We start from the raw sequence: 17630 nt of genomic DNA, 5'->3' as shown, positions 1-17630 counted from the left end.
ACAATAGTTAAGCGGGCTTCATTGTGTCTGGTGAATCTAGCATTTGTACTATGCTTACCAGAAGAATAAACCAGCAAGAGCGACCCCTGTAATTAAACCGAGGGAAATCCCGTAAGCCGCTCCATATCCCCAATAACCGCCCCAATATCCGTAACCGAAACCTCTTGGCCCTCCGCCGACCGGAGCAATATAAACTCTGTCTCTTGTTACACGGGTAATTCTGCCGACGTGAACTCTTCCGCCTCTCTCTGTAATTCTGACGACTTTACCTTGATGGTTTCGGCAAAGATGGTAATATCTCTCCAATATTGTTCCCTCCTATACTGACTTTCTATCAGCATATGATAGATAGGAAAAAAAGGTTGGACGAAAACAGGGGGCGATACGCCGTTTTACTTGTACGCGATAAAAATACAATGACCCATGTACTCACTATATAACTGCATGAGCTGATAATGTGTTTGAAGCGTATCGTAATAGATGGGGGCAATCGTTTGCGATAAATCCATTTCTGTGGTTGGTTCAAATTCCATGTCTTCCGGAAGAAGTGTCATCGCTTCTGTTTTTTGAAAGCCATAGGACCTTAGGAGTTTATGCCATTCGCTTTCTTCATGTAAGCAAGTAAATCCGTAAAAATCCATCATTTGCTTCTTTTCTGCAGGGGGCATCGGTTTTTTTAAAGCAGCTTCGATACCAATCAGCATCCCGCCGGGTTTTAAAACTCTTGAAATTTCTTGAAGAGAGGATGTCAGGCGTGAAAAACTGAGGACCGATTCTGACAGGACACAGGAAAAGGACTCAGAAGAAAACGGGAGATGTTCCAGCTCCGCCTGATATGCAGGGATGGCAAGCCCTTCATTCGCAAATCTTTTTTTCGCTTTCTCAAGCATAATAGGATCTTTATCAATGACTGATACAGGATACAGCAAATGTCCTAAATAAGCCGCCGTTTGCCCTGTTCCGCATCCGGCATCAAGAATCGGCTGATCCGGGGAGGGCGCAGCCTTTTGCAAGACCGCTTTTGAAAAAGCCAGCCCGCCTGGGTGCGCCCCTGCGACACCGAATAAGGACAGCATTTCTAAATATCGGCTCAATATCGAATCCTCCTTTTTCCTTATCATATGTCGTATAAAGACATAGGTTTATGAAAAGCAAAAGAAGGGCGTTTCTCTTTCATTTCTGCTCCGAGTTGACGAATAAGAATTCGTCTATGATAATAATGTAAGAAGAAAAAGGTGGTGTTTAATTGAAACGGCAATTAAAACTGTTTTTTATTGTGCTGATCACTGCAGTTGTCGCTTCGGCGCTTACTTTATTTATTACGGGCAATTCCAGTATCCTGGGCCAAAAATCAACAAGCACAGGAGACAGTAAGTTCGACAAATTAAATAAAGCGTATGAGCAAATCAAAAGTGATTATTACCAAAAAACAGATGATGACAAATTAGTAGACGGAGCAATTAAAGGAATGATTCAATCACTGGATGATCCGTATTCTACATATATGGATCAAGAGCAAGCGAAATCATTCGACGAGACGATTTCAGCATCTTTTGAAGGAATCGGAGCTCAAGTAGAGGAGAAAGACGGAGAAATCCTTATTGTATCCCCAATTAAAGGTTCACCTGCTGAAAAAGCCGGTATCAAACCGAGAGACCAAATCATTAAGGTGAATGGAAAAAGCGTAAAAGGCATGAATGTAAATGAAGCCGTCGCTTTAATCCGAGGCAAAAAGGGCACAAAGGTGAAGCTTGAACTGAACAGAGCGGGAGTGGGGAATATCGATCTTTCCATTAAGCGCGATACCATTCCTGTAGAGACTGTCTATTCAGAGATGAAAGACAACAACATCGGAGAAATTCAAATCACTTCTTTCTCTGAAACAACAGCTAAAGAGCTGACAGATGCGATTGACAGTTTAGAGAAAAAAGGCGCCAAAGGCTATATTTTAGACTTGAGAGGCAACCCGGGCGGCTTAATGGAACAGGCGATTACGATGAGCAACCTGTTCATTGATAAAGGGAAAAACATCATGCAGGTTGAATACAAAAACGGTTCAAAAGAAGTCATGAAGGCCGAAAAAGAACGGAAAGTGACCAAGCCGACCGTCGTTTTAGTAAATGACGGTACAGCAAGCGCAGCCGAAATTATGGCCGCTGCCCTTCATGAATCGTCAAACGTACCGTTAATCGGCGAGACGACATTCGGCAAAGGTACAGTACAAACGGCAAAAGAATATGATGATGGCTCTACCGTCAAACTGACAGTTGCCAAATGGCTGACTGCTGACGGCGAATGGATTCACAAAAAAGGCATCAAGCCTCAAGTGAAAGCAGAGCTGCCTGATTACGCGAAGCTGCCGTATTTGGATGCAGATAAAACGTACAAATCAGGTGATACAGGCACAAACGTCAAAGTGGCTCAGAAAATGCTCAAAGCACTTGGTTACAAGGTAAAGGTTAACAGTACGTATGACCAGGATTTTGTATCTGTCGTCAAACAGTTCCAGAAAAAAGAGAAGCTGAATGAAACAGGCATACTGACTGGCGATACAACAACGAAATTAATAATAGAACTTCAAAAGAAGCTGTCTGATAATGATACGCAAATGGAAAAGGCAATTGAAACACTGAAAAAAGAAATGTAAAAAAACCATACGCGGCTGCCGCGTATGGTTTTTTTATGCACCCTTTTGATTTGGATTAGCGTCTTGTTTTTTGCCAAATAAACCTTCAATGACAGGATTGGATCCCGCGTTTTTAACGAACAGCGGATTCAGGATCACCACAGCGATCATGTTGGCGGCCAATCCCCAGAATCCTTCATAAATGCCATGAGCTGATTGAGTGGTATACACAATAAACGTAACCGCAAGGCCGACTAATAATCCGATAACTGTCGCTTCTTTCGTTTGACGCTTCCAGAACAGGCTGACAGCAATCGCAGGAAAGATTTGCACCATACCGGATACACCTAATAGCTGGAGTGTCACTAAGGCAGTCGGGAACAGCATTCCAAACAGCAGCGCGAGACCGATGACAACAAACACCATTGAACGTGTGACGAGGGTCAGCTTGCTTTGCGACACATTCGGATGAATCAAATCCCGGTATAGGTTGTTGGCGAATAAATTCGATGCGCCGATTGCCATAATGGAACAAGGTATTAATGAAGCGAGAGCGATAGTGGCATATGCAAAACCTTGTGCCACGCCGCCGTAAGATGTTTGAATCAAATGCAGCAGCGCCAGCCTTGGATTTGTATCTTCCGGCAGGACAAGAAAGGCGATAAAGCCAAGAAAAATGACCAAAATTAACACAATATTGTAAAACGGCAAAAACATGCTGTTTTTTCTTACTGCATCGGCGCTTTTCGCTGTAAAAACTCCTGTAGCGGCGTGTGCCCACATAAAAAGTGCCAGAGCGGAAACAATAGATGCTGTGATAAACCAAGGGATGCCTTTTGGCCCTTCTGCCGGTATCGTCAGCATTTGCGGCGCTTCCTTCACTAACGTGTCAATCATTGGCGTCCAGCCGTTAAAATGAATGAGAGGGAGGGACACCACCATAAACAGCATAATGACCCATACTAAAATGTCCTTAATGATGGCTGTATATGTGGGCCCTTTAATCCCGCTGAAGAATGTGTAAAGAGCAACAAGAATAAATGAAATGATCACAACGAATTTTACGTTAATATAGCCAGTGCCGGCAACCTGAAGCGTGTCTTGAATGCCGCTCAGCTGAAGGCATATGTACGGAATAAGCATGAGTACCCCAACGATGGCAACGAGGCTTGCCAAAAGCTTACTGTTAAAACGTTCCCGGGCATAATCCGCGAGTGTTGTTAATTTATGAATTTTCGCAACTTTCCAAAGTTTCGGCAAGAAGAAGTAGGCGATAAAGTAGGCCAACACAGAATAAGGAATGGCGAAAAATGCAACACTTCCGCCTGTAAAAGCAGTACTGGTCAACCCTAAGAAAGTATAGGCCGTATAAAGGTCAGCGCCTACTAAAAACCAGACGAGAAGACCGCCGAAGCGTCTGCCGCCGACAGACCATTCTTCCACAGAAGTGCGCGAGGATTTGTCTCTTCCGGCGAGAAAGCCGATACAGACAACGGTTAAAACAATAATAGAAGTAATGAGAAGTGCAGTCAGATTCCCTTGCATTATTCAAGTCCTCCATCTTTTTTTTGCATCTGATAAATGCCAAACGAGCATAACGGCGTAACAATAATCCACAGCAGCAGCCAAAAGTGGAAAAACGGCAGGCCGAACATAATCGGTTCTATTCGATTCACAAGCGGCAAAAGCGCGAGCTGAACGAATGGCAAAAGAATGAGAATAACAATAAGTGCTTTTTTAACCATTTACTTTCCTCCTGAAACATGATAATGCTCACTATAATAGCAGTTGTTAGAAAAGATCACAAGATAATTATTAGAAAAAAATGATTTTTTCAATTATTTAAACAAAACACATGGTTTGCATCCTTTTCAATAAAGGTTTAAAATAATAAATATCTTGAAATCGAGATAAATAGGAGTGAGAAAATGAAAACAGAAGGATTGCACCATGTCACAGCATTCGCCAGAGATCCGCAAGAAAACTTGCGATTTTATACAGAAGTGCTTGGGCTCAGACTTGTTAAAAAAACAGTAAACTTTGATGATCCCGGGACGTATCATTTTTACTTTGGGAATCAAAACGGAGATCCCGGTACAATAATGACCTTTTTTCCGTTCCAAGGAAGCGGACAGGGAACGGTAGGAAAAGGCCAAGCGGGCCGGGTGTACTTTTCAGTTCCCTCAGGCTCCCTGTCTTTTTGGAAGGAGCGTCTTGAGAAAAGCGGGCTGAGCCTAGAGGAAAAAACGTTGTTTGGTGAAAAAGGTCTTATTTTTGATGATACAGAAGACCTTCCGCTGGCGATCATGGAGGATGCGAAAAGCGGCAAAAGCGAGTGGACGCCTGACGGGATCACAACAAATGAAGCAATTACGGGAATGAAAGGTGTGCTGCTATATTCCTACGACCCGCAGGCGACCATACAATTGTTAACGGAAAGCTTTGGATACACCAAAGTGGCCGAAGAAGACCAGATTGTCAGACTGGCATCCTCAGCGGCCGTCGGCGGTGTCATTGATGTCCATTTACATCCTGAAAAAAGAGGAGTCGGAGGATATGGTACGGTACACCATGTAGCGTTTCGGACTAAGAAAAAGGAACAGGCGAAATGGCTGCCGATTATTGCTGAAAACCATCTGCCTTCGTCAGAAATTCTCGACAGGGAATACTTTACATCAGTTTATTTCAGGGAGAAAGGCGGTATCTTATTTGAAATTGCCACAGATGAACCAGGCTTTATGACAGATGAAACGTTTGCTGAGCTAGGGACTTCCTTAAAACTGCCTGAATGGCTGGAGAAACATAGACAACAAATTACAGACATTTTACCTGAACTTTAAAAGGGGGAATTTATAATGAAGCATATTTATGAAAAAGGAACATCTGACAACGTACTTTTGCTGTTGCATGGCACGGGCGGTAATGAACACGATCTGCTTTCATTGGGGCGGTTTATAGACCCTGATGCCCATTTGCTTGGTGTCAGAGGATCGGTGCTTGAAAATGGAATGCCGCGATTTTTCAAACGTCTGAGTGAAGGAGTTTTTGATGAAAAGGATCTTGTGGTGCGGACAAGAGAATTGAAAGATTTTATCGACGAGGCTGCAGAAACGCACCAGTTTAATCGCGGCCGAGTGATTGCAGTCGGTTATTCAAACGGCGCAAACATTGCGGCAAGCCTGCTTTTTCATTATAAAGATGTGTTAAAAGGGGCTATTCTGCATCATCCAATGGTTCCGATTCGGGGTATCGAGCTGCCTGATATGGCGGGGCTCCCTGTTTTTATCGGTGCCGGGAAATACGATCCTCTTTGCACGAAGGAAGAATCAGAAGAGCTTTACGGCTATTTACGTGACAGCGGGGCATCAGCCTCCGTTTACTGGCAGGACGGGGGCCATCAGCTGACTCAGCATGAAGCTGAACAGGCTCGTGAATGGTACAAAGAGGCGATTGTATAAAAAAACCTTAGTCCGGATTTCGGACTAAGGTTTTTCATATCCTTACAGCCAAGTTGATACTTTTGAAAGTGGCAGGCGGTTGCTTTGATGGGCAGGCTTCACTGCTTTGCCGATTGAAATAAGCATAACCGGAACATAGCGCTCACTGATATCAAATTGCTTTTGGAACTGCTCTTTGTTAAATCCGCCAATTGCGCAAGTGTCATAACCTTTTGCTTTTGCGGCAATCATAAGCTGCATAGCAGCTAAAGAAGCATTTAAGAAAGCGGAATCACGTGCGAATTGCTCGCTTTGGTAAGCACCGTTGATTTGGCCGAGCAATGTTTGTTTGATTTCATCCGTAATATAGCCTTGGCTTGCTAATTCAGCATAAACTTCTTCACCGTTTTCATTTGCCTTTAAATCGCCTAAAATGGCAACAACAGCAGAAGATTCAACGATTTGTTTTTGATTATACGCTACAGGAAGAAGCTCCGCTTTTGATTCATCGCTGTGGAATACTGTAAAATGCCAATGCTGAAGGTTCCAAGCGGAAGGCGCTTTAGCGGCAAGGTCTAATAGCTCAGTCAGCTCCTCCTTAGAGATCGGGGCATTTGTATCATATTCCTTTACAGATGCACGTGCTTTTAAAACATCCAGAGTATTCGTCATAGTGTTTCCTCCTTCGGATAAACGTGGTATGATAATAGAAAAGTTAGAAGCTTACTAAATGTAACTTGAAAGATTATTGTAATGGATCATTGAATACTTGTCAATCAATAGATGAAGGGATGAAGACTTGTGGGAAATACGATGTGCCCTAAAATGGAATCCGCATTCTCATTGCTGGGAAAACGATGGAACGGTCTGATCATCCATGTGCTAATGGATGGGCCGAAACGGTTTAAAGAGATAACGGAAACAATACCGATGATCAGCCAAAAAATGTTGGCAGAGCGCTTGAAGGAGCTTGAACAAAACGAGATTGTCGAACGGCAGGTTCTCCCTGAGACGCCGGTCAAAGTCATCTACACGCTGACTGAAAAAGGAACAGCACTTCAAGCTGTATTTCAAGAGATGCAGGCATGGGCCGATCAATTTTGCGAGCCTGGTGACACAGTGTGTGAAGAAGAGAAATAAGGAAAGCGGCGTCTGAAAAAGCGCTCTTGTTTCCATGGTGAGTCATGTAAGTACGGTTCACACCCGTTTACATGACTTTTTATATTTGTCAGACTGACATTTCCGGATTGGCAAAAGTGTCATGTGCATATGAAGGGGATATATAAAATAGGAAATGATCAATAAGCTATAACATCTAACCTATTGTAAATGGGGATTATGATGTATCTTATTATGCAAATCAGCAAAATTTTATATTTTCGGCCAAAACCCAGTCAGCTTCCAATTGGCATTTAAACAGGATATAAAAGGAAATCCAGGTTTTTCGTATTGCTGGATGCTTCTATACTGATGACTTCCGCATTTATGAAAAAAGAGAGAGCTTCTTTGGAGCTCTCTTCTTTTTTTTGTGGAGAGACGAAATCTTATAGTTTTCCATTCAAAAATTGCGCCTCACCGAGACCGAAACTCCAGTCTGCGTCACCATTCTCAGTAATAGATACCATGAGGTCTTCAGGGGAAATTCCGCATTTTTCTTCTAGCCTTTCAGCAAGCAGAGCATACAATTTTTCCTTTTGGCTTTCGGTTCTTGCTTTGCTTGTCATGCTAATGATGACCAGATCCTTGGTTCTCTGAAACCCTAATCCCGTATCCTGGATTATAAGCTCGTTTGCGGGATGCTGATGGACAATTTGATAACGGTCTCTTTCCGGAACACCAAACGCTTCAACCATCGCTTGGTGAGCAGTATCTAATAACAATTGCAGCGATTTTTCGTCACGGCCCTCAATTACATCAAAACGCAATAATGGCATGTGTACTCCTCCTCTTGTGAAGTTGTTATCCGTCTGTTCTCATATTGTCTCATTTGCTTCCAGACAATGGATAGATAAGTCAACTTTAAAAAACATAACATATAACCAAAAGTTAATCAACATATAACTAATAAATCATTGGGTTAGGCGGTAGGTAATTGAGACAAGCTCATAAAAACGATTGACAGTCATTGATTAGGAGATTAGTATGAACATAATAGTTGATCAAAAGGTAACAATCATATAACCAATATGTTTTTAGTTACTAATGAAAGCGTTTTCTAATCATCTAGGCATGAAAAGCGTCAAAACATTGTCGCGATAATCATATAAAACACTTTTGGAGGGGTACCATGCCGATTTTAATTGTAGCTATCGGAGTGCTGATTCTGTTATTTCTCATTATTAAAGTAAAATTAAATACCTTTGTCTCACTGATTGTCGTTTCATTTTTAGTAGCCATCGGACTTGGAATGGATATCAATAAAATTGTTCTTTCAATTGAGACTGGAATTGGCGGGCAGCTGGGGCATTTAGCTTTAGTGTTTGGACTTGGCGCGATGCTTGGGAGGCTTGTCTCAGATGCTGGGGGCGGCTATCGGATCGCCATTACGCTGATTGACAAATTCGGGAGGAAACGAATACAGGCGGCGGTTGTGGTTGCCTCTTTTATCATCGGGATTGCCCTATTTTTTGAAGTCGGTCTTGTTCTGTTGATACCGATTGTTTACGCGATTGCTAAAGAATTAAAAATGCCTTTTCTGTATCTGGGAATCCCGATGGCCGCCGCCTTAAATGTTACTCACGGATTTTTGCCCCCGCATCCTGCTCCAACTGCTATCTCAGTTGCATACGGTGCCCATATTGGCCAGGTGCTGCTTTTTGGAATCATCATCGCTGTTCCGACAACTGTGATTGCCGGGCCTTTATTTAATAAATTTGCGATGAAACGGTTTCCTGGTGCGTATCAAAAGCATGGAAACCTATCGGGGTTAGGACCAAGGAAAGAATTTCAGCTGGATGAAACACCGGGCTTTGCGATCAGTGCTGTCACGTCTTTATTCCCGGTTATCTTTATGGCAATGGCAACAGTTTTTTCTTTATTATTGAATGAACATTCAAAAGGAAAAGACATTATAGAATTTATCGGCACTCCGGGAACGGCAATGCTCATTTCGCTGTTGCTTGCACTCTATACGATGGGATATGCCCGTAAAATATCTATGCAGGAAATCAGCAGATCTATTTCAGAATCAATTTCGCAAATTGCGATAATGCTGCTTATCATAGGAGGGGGAGGAGCGTTTAAACAGGTGCTGATTGACGGCGGGGTCGGCGATTATGTCGCTGATTTTTTCCGCCAAACAAACATGTCGCCGCTATTCGTTGCATGGACCATCGCCGCGGTTCTGCGTCTGTGTCTAGGCTCTGCTACCGTGGCTGCGCTTACCACAGCGGGAATGGCAGCTCCGCTTATGGAGGCTGGCAGTGTAAACCCCGCGTTAATGGTGCTTGCAACAGGAGCCGGCAGTGTCATTGCGTGTCATGTAAATGATGCAGGATTTTGGATGGTAAAGGAATTTTTCGGCTTGAGCATGAAAGAAACATTTCAAACCTGGACGCTGCTTACAACAGTTCTTTCGGTTACAGGACTCGGCTGTGTGTTATTGGCAGGGCTTGTGATGTAACAATCATAGACAGTCCGTAGCCCAATCGTTTTTCTTCCTTGCTGAATACTTTACGTATAGGCAGACATAAAGGAGGAAAAAATCATGTACCCTCATCATTCGTATTATCGCGGAATCCCAGGTCCAGCCGGATATCCGGCGCGTAGTCCTTTTTTGTTTGGCGCTCCTCTAGTCGGCGGTTTATTAGGCGGTTTTCTCGGGAGTGCGCTGTTTAACTATTCTCGTCCCTATGCCTATCCTCCTGGCCCTTATGGATATGGAGGCGGACCGTACGGTTTTGGTGCCGGCGTGCCATACGGGGGATATCCTGGCTTCTATTAATAAAAAACGGCCTGCAATCGATGCAGGCCGTTTTTTATCGGATGATTTCTACCTCGGACATATTGTAGTCTTGCTGTTTTTGAAACATGACTTCCAGAAGGCCATCCTTATAGACGGCTTTTGTTCCTTTGCGTTTGACTAAACAAGGAAGATTTACTTTTTTCGGATGATCTGCTCTTGGGAAGTTTTCCAACCATAATTCGTGAGATGTGTGTTTGATTCTCACTTGTTCCAGCCATTCTTCGCTGATTGGCACCTTTACAAACACATGGTCTGCTGTTTCGAATATATCAATATCAGGTTTGACATCAGGTTTGGCGGGCTGTTCTTTTTGGGGGAGAGGATCGCGGAAAGGAAATTGAGCCGCATAATCACTGCCGAACACACTTTCCATCACACGATTGACATACGTTTCAACTTCTTTCGGATCAGCTTTTTTTAATGCTTCTTTAGAAAATTGATTGTGGAAAGGAAAGTACTTGTTCCACTCAAACATTGTCTTCACATCCTTTCTTCACGGACAAAATAGTATATGCCCGCCAGATCTTTCACGTGATATAATATAAGATGCTCTAAAGAAAGGCAGGGATATAAATGCAATATTCAGAAACAAAAAAAGGCGTTATTTACACAGCCGTTTCCTTTATCATGTGGGGCCTGTTTCCGCTCTATTGGAAGCTTCTCGAACAGCTGCCGGCTCTTGATATTTTGGCTCATCGTATTATATGGTCTTTTGTTTTTATGTGTATCGTACTTTTTTTCTTGCGGCAATGGAAAATAGGATGGCAGGAGCTGCGCTCTCTGAAAAAGAACGGAGGGATCCTCTCTTTATTTCTTGCTTCTATCCTGATTTCGATCAACTGGTTTGTATACATATGGGCTGTCAACCATGGCTTTTTGCTTGAGGCTAGTCTTGGCTATTACATTAATCCGCTTGTATCAGTGCTCCTTGGGATTTTATTTTTAAAGGAAAAACTGAATCGCCTGCAATTAGTGGCCGTTTCGATTGCGGCAGCCGGTGTCATCATCTCGGCGTTCCAATACGGCTCCATTCCTTATGTTGCGCTTCTGCTCGCATTCAGCTTTGGGCTGTACGGGTTAAGCAAAAAAAGAACAAGCCTGCCGAGTGCCATCGGCTTAACGCTGGAAACATTCATGATTATGCCGATTGCATTGGGGTATTTACTGTTCTTCAGCGGACATGTTCAGCCAGCGGGTGCAGAAAGCGGAGGGACGTGGCTGCTTCTCTTTTTGGCCGGTGTGTTTACGGCTTTGCCGCTCTTATTGTTTGCGGAAGGAGCGAAACGGCTGCCACTGTATCAAGTCGGTATCTTACAATATATTGCGCCGACCATTACCCTTCTGATAGGGCTGTTTGTTTACCATGAGCCATTTTCCAGCTCGAAGGCTTTTACATTCAGCTGTATATGGGCTGCGCTGATCTTGTTTACGTTTTCACAAGTGAAGTGGAAACGGGCGTCAAAAAGCCATTGAGGCCTTTGGCTTTTCAGCTGATGCATATATTATGTATAATCATTTCATGTATGTAAGACATAAAGGAGCAAGACGATGGACAATGATAAAGAGATAGTGAAAGCCTATGCTTCACTTTGGAATAACCGATCTCTCGCACATGATGACGCAGAAGCGGTAGCAGAGGCGATTGATCTTGAGCTCTTGGATAAACGAACACATCCAAGACTCCGAAAACCGATGCTGGAAAAATATTTTGCCGCGATTCAGCGCATTGTGAATTCACAGCTCGAACCGGCTGTGAAATATCAGCTGGTCAAATTACATACAGAACGTGCAGAGTATTTAAAAGAAGAAAGAGGGGAGCAATCATGAAAGCGATCATAAAAGAAGATGTGCAAGCATCTTTAGAACGATATGCGGACCGCCCTGTATATATCCATTTAGAAACCACCACAGGTTCTTATTCAGCGCACTTAAATGAAAAGAACATGACGGTTGTTGCGTATATCCGCAATGCAAAAGTCACTTATCATCAGGCAAAAATCAAAGGCAACGGGCCTTACCGCGTTGGCTTGAAAACAGAAGAAGGCTGGATTTATGCTGAAGGCTTGACTGAATACACGGTAGATGAAGAAAACCGTTTATTAATGGCGGGACACCTGCCGGGCGGTAAACTGGCTATTTCTCTGCAAATCAGCGAAAAACCGTTCACAGTTTAAAGAAAAGGGTGAATAATAATGAAAGAACATGTACTAGTAATCCTGCCTCACCCTGATGATGAATCATATGGAGTGGCAGGTCTAATTGCCTTAAACAGAAAAAAAGACATTCCCGTTACGTATGCCTGCGCCACTTTAGGTGAAATGGGCAGAAATATGGGCGATCCATTTTTCGCGAATCGTGAAACGTTGCCGCTGCTAAGAAAACAAGAGCTCATCAACGCTTGCAAAGAAATGGATATCAATGACCTTCGTATGCTTGGACTCCGTGACAAAACGCTCGAATTTGAAGATGATGAGTATTTAGCTGATATCATGGAAGAGATCATAGATGATGTAAAACCAAGTTTAATTGTCACATTTTATCCCGGACACGGTGTGCACCCTGACCATGATGCATGCGGGGAAGCGGTTATCCGTGCATTATATCGCAAAAAGAAAGAAGACCGTCCGCGCACGCTCTGCATGGCCATTACCCGCAACAGAGAAGAGGTTCTCGGCGAAGCTGATGTCGTACTTGATATCAAAGAAGTAGCTGATATTAAAATGAATGCGTTAAGAGCTCACCGCACACAAACAGAAGGCATGCTCAGAGAGCTTGAAGAGAAATTGAAAAATAATGAACCTGTTATGGCAACATGGTTTGAAGAAGAAATATATTGGACGTATCAATGGAATGATTAATCAAAAAGGTATAAGGCCTTAAGCCTTATACCTTTTTTAATTTTAAGTCCGATGCAATTGCTGAAGCGAGAGTGGATCTCAAGGAAATACCTTCGAAAGACAAACCTAGCTGAACCGCTGTTTGCGCGATTTCCGGACGGATTCCAGACAAAGTTGAAGAAACACCGATTAAACGAAGCGCCTCAATCAGACTGAACAGCTGATGGGCAACCATCGTATCAATCACAGCTACTCCTGACAAATCAATATACAGTTGTGTCACCTTTTTTTTCGCACATTGATGCAGTGTGTTTTCCATAATCAGCTTGGCGCGGACTGTATCAATATCTCCGATTAAAGGCAGCAGTCCGACGCTGTGAAACAGCACGATGACCGGAGCGCTCAATTCAGTAATCATATCTTTTTGGGCCTGAAGCTGAAGGCTTGTGTTTTTGTACATTTCTTCTATAAAAATATGAATCACAAGATCAAACGCTTTTATAAGGGCGTGATACAGGTCTTCGGCTTCTTCGTTTTTCACAGTATCCTGATTGAGATGGACAAATTCTTTCACATAGGAAACATATAAATCTCTCACTCTGACAAACTCCCGAATAATATAGTGGATAGGAGTTTTTAAATGCTCTTGATCCTGTGTGACTTCAAAAGCCCATTCTTTCAGTATAGGCAAGTATACGTCCTCATCATCTATAAAAATACGGTTTATTTTATAGTTAAAGGCAAGATTCTGGCTCTTTAAATTGTGAATGACAACAGGGTCTGTTGAGGCATAAATGGAATTGGGGTCAGTCTCCTCGATTGTTTCATACCACGTTGAACTGATGGTTTCCGCATGCTGGGAAAGATACTCGAATAATTTTTTGTTTTTTGCCATGATTGATCACCTCTTTTAAATGTGTTGTTTTTGCGAATAACGTTTTTGCAGTTTTGCCAGCCTGAAAAACAGCCCAACTGCTCCGGCGGCGAGTCCTGCTATTAATCCAATCCAATAGCCGAATGCACCGAGACTTGTAAACGTACCGACCATATAACCGACCGGAAGGCCAATGACCCAGTAAGAGACAAAAGCGGCCGCAAGCGTATAGTTCACATCTTTGTACCCTCTGAGTGCTCCCTGGATCGGTGCGGCAACAGCATCGGAAAGCTGAAAAAATAGCGCATAAATTAAAAAGTGCTGTGTCAGCCGGAGCACATCGGGGTCAGAAGTGTACATGCCCGCAATTTGCTCTCTGAATAAAAGGATACAGGCAGCAGTGAACAAAGAAAAGCCGATCGCCATCATGATGCCGATTAAGCTATATGAGCGTGCATCCTTAAAACGGGCTGCACCCGCTTCAAACCCGACAACAATTGTTAGAGCCATGGACACGCTGAGCGGCAGCATATATAAAAGAGACGCAAAATTCATGGCTGCCTGGTGGGACGCGATGGTCACTGTATGAAAATGGCTCATTAGAAGCGTGACAGCTGCGAAAATGCTCGTTTCAAAAAACACGGCGAACCCAATAGGCAGCCCGATTTTGAGCAAATTTTTGCATGCTTTCCAAGAGAACTTATACATGGTAAGGAAAATCCCGTATTCAGAAAACGGTGCGTTTTTATGAATAATGAAAAAACTGATGATGCAGATACACCAATAAGATAAAGCGGATGCCAGCCCCGCGCCGACACCCCCAAGTGCCGGCATTCCGAACTTCCCGAAGATAAATACATAATTCAATACAAAATTGATCGGAAGAGAACTGAGTGTAATCATCATGGTGACTCTCGTTTTTCCTAATGAGTCGATGAATGATCTCAACACGGTGTAAACAAATAAAGGGAAAATTCCCAGTGATAAAAAGCCTAAAAAGTGTTTAGCAATCTGATGCACGTGAATATCAAGGTTCAATCGGCCAAGAATAAGGTCAACTGCAGCATATCCAATCAATAAAACGGCGATGCTAAGTAGCGCGGCCACGTATACAGCCTGTAAAACAGTAAAGGGGATCTTCTGTTTTTTCTCTGCGCCTAATAGCTGAGCGACAATCGGGGTGACCGCCATTAATATACCTGCAAGTCCTGTGTAAACAGGGGTCCAAAGGCTTGAGCCAATCGCGACACCCGCTAAATCAGCGGGGCTGACTTTCCCTGACATCACCGTATCTAGAAAAGTCATAAGAGAAAGCCCCGCCTGGGTAATGAATATCGGTATTAAAATGTGCAAGAGCTGTTTGATTTTTTCCCGGGCATTTTGAGTTTCTTTCATACATTGATCTCCGTTTCTTTTTCATAACGAGAGAAATTATAACATTTTATGTATAAAAAGCAATGAACGCCGGGCCTATTCTTTTTTTGTCGGTTTCGTTTTTCTAAACATTTGGGCATAAATAAAAGAAAGCGAAATCACGCCTAAAAAGGTGCAAATATACTGAATGATTCTTTCGATTTCCATTCTTTACATCCCTCCTTTACCAATAGAATGTGCATCAATAAGATAAGCATTCGTGAAAAGTTGGAAATTTGAACAGGAGATGAAGGCTATGCGCTATGAGCAGATATCAGAAAATGTGTTCAAGGGGAAAATACAGGTGTACTTAGAGCAAATATTAGGTGATGCATCTCTAATCTTGAAAACGCTTCACGAAAAAGACCAGTGTCTCCTTTGTGAATTAGATGATTTGGGGCACGTTTTTCAGGACATGCAGGGGATTGCATCCTCCTTTTATTTGCAATCATACATTGAGGAATTTACGCCGGCATTTATTGAGCTGGCCAAGGCGATTAAAGCCTTATCGGAACATAAGCATGGAGCTTTAATTGTGATTGAAAGAGCAGACCCGGTTGAACGTTTTATTCAAAAAGGCACCTCCCTACACGCCGAGATCAGCTCTTCATTAATTGAAAGCATCTTTTTTCCCGGAAACCCTCTTCATGACGGCGCTTTATTAGTGAGGGAAAACAAACTCGTGTCAGCAGCCAATGTGCTCCCGCTGACGACGAAGGAAGTGGATATCCATTTGGGAACCCGGCACCGGGCGGCTCTCGGTATGTCGGGCTATACGGATGCACTGGTGCTCGTGGTTTCAGAGGAAACAGGGAAGATGTCGTTTGCCAAAGACGGTGTATTATATCCGTTAATTTCACCAAGAACGTAAAAATAATAAAAAGGGCCTGATTAAGAATCCTATCATGAGACAAAATGACTGAATTCGTATCTTTATTAAAGCATTCGCTTCAAGCTGAATGCTTTTTGTCTTGAAGACAGGGAATATAAACTGGTAGAAAAGTTATATATGATGAATATTAATAAAGTGAAATACTTTACCTGTTTATGTATTTATAGTACCGTATAAAATATTATATAAATTTTCAAAGGAAGGGTGCTGCCGCATGGCAAATGTATTAATGATCGGTTTCCCCGGTGAAGGGCATATTAATCCCTCTATCGGTGTGATGAAGGAGCTGAAATCTCGGGGAGAAAACATTACGTACTACGCAGTGAAGGAATATAAAGAAAAAATCACAGCTCTTGATATAGAGTTTCGTGAGTATCATGATTTCAGGGGAGATTACTTCGGGAAAAACGCAACCGGTGATGAAGAAAGAGACTTTACTGAAATGATCTGCGCTTTTTTGAAAAGCTGTAAAGATATTGCGACTCATATTTATGAGGAAGTCAAACATGAATCGTATGATTATGTCATATATGATCACCATCTTCTCGCGGGTAAAGTCATCGCCAACCTGCTGAAGCTGCCAAGATTTTCATTGTGTACAACCTTTGCGATGAATGAGGAATTTGCGAAGGAAATGATGGGAGCGTACATGAAAGGATCACTTGAAGATTCGCCTCATTATGAATCATACCAGCAGCTTGCAGAAACGTTAAATGCTGATTTTCAAGCAGAGATCAAGAAGCCATTTGATGTTTTTTTAGCTGATGGTGACTTGACAATCGTCTTTACATCAAGGGGATTTCAGCCACTGGCTGAGCAATTTGGCGAGCGATATGTATTTGTCGGTCCTTCCATTACAGAAAGAGCCGGAAACAATGATTTCCCATTTGATCAGATTGACAATGAAAACGTGCTGTTTATTTCAATGGGAACCATTTTTAATAATCAAAAGCAGTTTTTTAATCAATGCCTTGAAGTGTGTAAGGATTTTGACGGTAAAGTTGTGCTTTCCATCGGCAAGCATATTAAAACAAGTGAGTTAAACGACATTCCGGAGAATTTCATTGTACGCCCGTATGTCCCTCAGCTTGAGATCTTGAAAAGAGCCAGCTTATTTGTGACCCACGGCGGAATGAACAGCACAAGTGAAGGTTTGTATTTTGAAACCCCGCTCGTTGTCATTCCGATGGGAGGCGACCAATTTGTTGTCGCAGATCAGGTGGAAAAAGTCGGTGCAGGAAAAGTGTTAAAAAAAGAAGAATTATCTGAAAGCCTGCTGAAAGAGACGATACAAGAAGTAATGAATAATCGTTCGTATGCTGAAAAGGCAAAAGAAATTGGACAATCACTGAAAGCGGCAGGCGGCTCTAAAAAAGCGGCCGATAGCATTCTTGAAGCTGTAAAACAAAAAACTCAATCAGCAAATGCATAGTGTAAAAGCCTGTTCTTATCGAAAGAACAGGCTTTTTGCCATTTCATAAGAGGGATTTGACACGCCGATAGAGAATTGATTAGAAAAATAGACAAGAAAGGAGGAGAAACTGCTTCGTTCATCAATAGAAAACCATCATTTTTACCCTCGCTTAA

Annotated in this window: 21 protein-coding genes; 12 read left to right on the top strand and 9 right to left on the bottom strand. The window is 42.7% G+C overall.

The window, feature by feature from the left end; translation table 11 throughout:
* Nucleotides 1-54: 54 nt before the first annotated feature.
* Together NYE56_RS10305 and NYE56_RS10300 are read right to left on the bottom strand one after the other, a co-directional pair.
* Nucleotides 55-306: a hypothetical protein gene (locus tag NYE56_RS10305; protein ID WP_268555391.1), complete on the bottom strand. Its 252-nt coding sequence runs from the start codon at nucleotides 304-306 to the stop codon at nucleotides 55-57.
* Nucleotides 307-392: 86 nt separating this feature from the next.
* A complete protein-coding gene (locus tag NYE56_RS10300) occupies nucleotides 393-1094 on the bottom strand; it encodes a class I SAM-dependent methyltransferase (protein ID WP_268555390.1) in 702 nt (233 codons plus the stop codon).
* A gap of 152 nt (nucleotides 1095-1246) precedes the next feature.
* Here NYE56_RS10300 and ctpA point away from each other — a divergent pair, with 152 nt between their 5' ends.
* A complete protein-coding gene (gene ctpA, locus NYE56_RS10295; RefSeq protein ID WP_341283818.1) occupies nucleotides 1247-2647 on the top strand; it encodes a carboxy-terminal processing protease CtpA in 1401 nt (466 codons plus the stop codon).
* Nucleotides 2648-2680: 33 nt separating this feature from the next.
* On the opposite strand, the gene NYE56_RS10290 is transcribed toward ctpA, so the two are convergent.
* Together NYE56_RS10290 and NYE56_RS10285 are read right to left on the bottom strand one after the other, a co-directional pair.
* On the bottom strand, nucleotides 2681-4171 hold the full coding sequence (locus NYE56_RS10290) for a sodium:solute symporter family protein (RefSeq protein ID WP_341283817.1): 1491 nt from the start codon (nucleotides 4169-4171) through the stop codon (nucleotides 2681-2683).
* Nucleotides 4171-4371 carry a DUF3311 domain-containing protein gene (locus tag NYE56_RS10285; protein WP_003231189.1) on the bottom strand — a complete coding sequence of 67 codons (201 nt, stop codon included), beginning with the start codon at nucleotides 4369-4371 and terminating at the stop codon, nucleotides 4171-4173. The genes NYE56_RS10290 and NYE56_RS10285 overlap by 1 nt, the downstream gene beginning before the upstream one ends.
* 183 nt (nucleotides 4372-4554) lie before the next feature.
* On the opposite strand from NYE56_RS10285, the gene NYE56_RS10280 reads away from it, so the two are divergent.
* Together NYE56_RS10280 and NYE56_RS10275 are read left to right on the top strand one after the other, a co-directional pair.
* Nucleotides 4555-5466 carry a ring-cleaving dioxygenase gene (locus NYE56_RS10280; RefSeq protein WP_003231191.1) on the top strand — a complete coding sequence of 304 codons (912 nt, stop codon included), beginning with the start codon at nucleotides 4555-4557 and terminating at the stop codon, nucleotides 5464-5466.
* Nucleotides 5467-5481: 15 nt separating this feature from the next.
* Nucleotides 5482-6084 carry an alpha/beta hydrolase gene (locus tag NYE56_RS10275; protein ID WP_268555387.1) on the top strand — a complete coding sequence of 201 codons (603 nt, stop codon included), beginning with the start codon at nucleotides 5482-5484 and terminating at the stop codon, nucleotides 6082-6084.
* Between the two features lie 42 nt (nucleotides 6085-6126).
* Here the strand turns inward: NYE56_RS10275 and NYE56_RS10270 are convergent, their stop codons facing one another.
* A complete protein-coding gene (locus NYE56_RS10270) occupies nucleotides 6127-6735 on the bottom strand; it encodes a nitroreductase family protein (RefSeq protein ID WP_014477092.1) in 609 nt (202 codons plus the stop codon).
* A 129-nt stretch (nucleotides 6736-6864) separates the two neighbouring features.
* Here NYE56_RS10270 and yodB point away from each other — a divergent pair, with 129 nt between their 5' ends.
* The gene (yodB, locus tag NYE56_RS10265) at nucleotides 6865-7203 is read left to right on the top strand and encodes a transcriptional regulator YodB (RefSeq protein WP_004399427.1); all 339 of its coding nucleotides are present in this window, start codon (nucleotides 6865-6867) and stop codon (nucleotides 7201-7203) included.
* A 404-nt stretch (nucleotides 7204-7607) separates the two neighbouring features.
* On the opposite strand, the gene NYE56_RS10260 is transcribed toward yodB, so the two are convergent.
* A complete protein-coding gene (locus tag NYE56_RS10260) occupies nucleotides 7608-7997 on the bottom strand; it encodes a tautomerase family protein (protein ID WP_014477090.1) in 390 nt (129 codons plus the stop codon).
* Nucleotides 7998-8350: 353 nt separating this feature from the next.
* Here NYE56_RS10260 and NYE56_RS10255 point away from each other — a divergent pair, with 353 nt between their 5' ends.
* Both NYE56_RS10255 and NYE56_RS10250 read left to right on the top strand, forming a co-directional pair.
* Nucleotides 8351-9685, top strand: a complete 1335-nt coding sequence (locus tag NYE56_RS10255; RefSeq protein WP_341283816.1) for a gluconate:H+ symporter — start codon at nucleotides 8351-8353, stop codon at nucleotides 9683-9685.
* Between the two features lie 84 nt (nucleotides 9686-9769).
* Nucleotides 9770-10006 carry a hypothetical protein gene (locus NYE56_RS10250; protein WP_014480034.1) on the top strand — a complete coding sequence of 79 codons (237 nt, stop codon included), beginning with the start codon at nucleotides 9770-9772 and terminating at the stop codon, nucleotides 10004-10006.
* Nucleotides 10007-10040: 34 nt separating this feature from the next.
* On the opposite strand, the gene gerT is transcribed toward NYE56_RS10250, so the two are convergent.
* Entirely contained in the window at nucleotides 10041-10502 is a 462-nt protein-coding gene (gene gerT, locus NYE56_RS10245; protein ID WP_021481480.1) for a spore germination protein GerT, read from the bottom strand.
* A gap of 98 nt (nucleotides 10503-10600) precedes the next feature.
* Here gerT and rarD point away from each other — a divergent pair, with 98 nt between their 5' ends.
* From rarD to bshB2, 4 genes are all read left to right on the top strand, one after another.
* Complete coding sequence (gene rarD, locus NYE56_RS10240; protein ID WP_123373192.1) at nucleotides 10601-11500, top strand: EamA family transporter RarD; 900 nt, start codon at nucleotides 10601-10603, stop codon at nucleotides 11498-11500.
* 75 nt (nucleotides 11501-11575) lie between these two features.
* On the top strand, nucleotides 11576-11854 hold the full coding sequence (locus NYE56_RS10235) for a hypothetical protein (protein WP_003231211.1): 279 nt from the start codon (nucleotides 11576-11578) through the stop codon (nucleotides 11852-11854).
* The gene (locus tag NYE56_RS10230; protein ID WP_003231213.1) at nucleotides 11851-12201 is read left to right on the top strand and encodes a YojF family protein; all 351 of its coding nucleotides are present in this window, start codon (nucleotides 11851-11853) and stop codon (nucleotides 12199-12201) included. The genes NYE56_RS10235 and NYE56_RS10230 overlap by 4 nt, the downstream gene beginning before the upstream one ends.
* Nucleotides 12202-12219: 18 nt before the next feature.
* The gene (gene bshB2 / locus NYE56_RS10225; protein WP_021481477.1) at nucleotides 12220-12885 is read left to right on the top strand and encodes a bacillithiol biosynthesis deacetylase BshB2; all 666 of its coding nucleotides are present in this window, start codon (nucleotides 12220-12222) and stop codon (nucleotides 12883-12885) included.
* A gap of 25 nt (nucleotides 12886-12910) precedes the next feature.
* Here bshB2 and rsbRC read toward each other — a convergent pair whose 3' ends face one another.
* Complete coding sequence (gene rsbRC / locus NYE56_RS10220) at nucleotides 12911-13759, bottom strand: RsbT co-antagonist RsbRC (RefSeq protein ID WP_070547459.1); 849 nt, start codon at nucleotides 13757-13759, stop codon at nucleotides 12911-12913.
* Nucleotides 13760-13774: 15 nt separating this feature from the next.
* A complete protein-coding gene (locus tag NYE56_RS10215; protein ID WP_341283815.1) occupies nucleotides 13775-15133 on the bottom strand; it encodes an MATE family efflux transporter in 1359 nt (452 codons plus the stop codon).
* A 265-nt stretch (nucleotides 15134-15398) separates the two neighbouring features.
* On the opposite strand from NYE56_RS10215, the gene cdaS reads away from it, so the two are divergent.
* Both cdaS and NYE56_RS10205 read left to right on the top strand, forming a co-directional pair.
* The gene (gene cdaS / locus NYE56_RS10210; RefSeq protein ID WP_341284392.1) at nucleotides 15399-16022 is read left to right on the top strand and encodes a cyclic di-AMP synthase CdaS; all 624 of its coding nucleotides are present in this window, start codon (nucleotides 15399-15401) and stop codon (nucleotides 16020-16022) included.
* Between the two features lie 235 nt (nucleotides 16023-16257).
* Nucleotides 16258-17475, top strand: coding sequence for a macrolide family glycosyltransferase (locus tag NYE56_RS10205; protein WP_014480031.1), 1218 nt, complete (start codon nucleotides 16258-16260; stop codon nucleotides 17473-17475).
* Nucleotides 17476-17630 lie beyond the last annotated feature (155 nt).

Source organism: Bacillus sp. FSL R5-0603 (assembly GCF_038050295.1).
GTDB lineage: Bacteria > Bacillota > Bacilli > Bacillales > Bacillaceae > Bacillus > Bacillus subtilis.
This window is presented reverse-complemented; position numbering and strand designations above follow the sequence as displayed.

Excerpts from the sequence above, each read along its gene's own strand:
- NYE56_RS10290 (WP_341283817.1), bottom strand. The coding sequence starts at position 4,171 with ATGCAAGGGAATCTGACTGCACTTCTCATTACTTCTATTATTGTTTTA.
- NYE56_RS10285 (WP_003231189.1), bottom strand. The coding sequence starts at position 4,371 with ATGGTTAAAAAAGCACTTATTGTTATTCTCATTCTTTTGCCATTCGTT.
- NYE56_RS10280 (WP_003231191.1), top strand. The coding sequence starts at position 4,555 with ATGAAAACAGAAGGATTGCACCATGTCACAGCATTCGCCAGAGATCCG.
- NYE56_RS10275 (WP_268555387.1), top strand. The coding sequence starts at position 5,482 with ATGAAGCATATTTATGAAAAAGGAACATCTGACAACGTACTTTTGCTG.
- NYE56_RS10270 (WP_014477092.1), bottom strand. The coding sequence starts at position 6,735 with ATGACGAATACTCTGGATGTTTTAAAAGCACGTGCATCTGTAAAGGAA.
- NYE56_RS10260 (WP_014477090.1), bottom strand. The coding sequence starts at position 7,997 with ATGCCATTATTGCGTTTTGATGTAATTGAGGGCCGTGACGAAAAATCG.
- NYE56_RS10255 (WP_341283816.1), top strand. The coding sequence starts at position 8,351 with ATGCCGATTTTAATTGTAGCTATCGGAGTGCTGATTCTGTTATTTCTC.
- NYE56_RS10250 (WP_014480034.1), top strand. The coding sequence starts at position 9,770 with ATGTACCCTCATCATTCGTATTATCGCGGAATCCCAGGTCCAGCCGGA.
- gerT (WP_021481480.1), bottom strand. The coding sequence starts at position 10,502 with ATGTTTGAGTGGAACAAGTACTTTCCTTTCCACAATCAATTTTCTAAA.
- rarD (WP_123373192.1), top strand. The coding sequence starts at position 10,601 with ATGCAATATTCAGAAACAAAAAAAGGCGTTATTTACACAGCCGTTTCC.
- NYE56_RS10235 (WP_003231211.1), top strand. The coding sequence starts at position 11,576 with ATGGACAATGATAAAGAGATAGTGAAAGCCTATGCTTCACTTTGGAAT.
- NYE56_RS10230 (WP_003231213.1), top strand. The coding sequence starts at position 11,851 with ATGAAAGCGATCATAAAAGAAGATGTGCAAGCATCTTTAGAACGATAT.
- bshB2 (WP_021481477.1), top strand. The coding sequence starts at position 12,220 with ATGAAAGAACATGTACTAGTAATCCTGCCTCACCCTGATGATGAATCA.
- rsbRC (WP_070547459.1), bottom strand. The coding sequence starts at position 13,759 with ATGGCAAAAAACAAAAAATTATTCGAGTATCTTTCCCAGCATGCGGAA.
- NYE56_RS10215 (WP_341283815.1), bottom strand. The coding sequence starts at position 15,133 with ATGAAAGAAACTCAAAATGCCCGGGAAAAAATCAAACAGCTCTTGCAC.
- cdaS (WP_341284392.1), top strand. The coding sequence starts at position 15,399 with ATGAAGGCTATGCGCTATGAGCAGATATCAGAAAATGTGTTCAAGGGG.
- NYE56_RS10205 (WP_014480031.1), top strand. The coding sequence starts at position 16,258 with ATGGCAAATGTATTAATGATCGGTTTCCCCGGTGAAGGGCATATTAAT.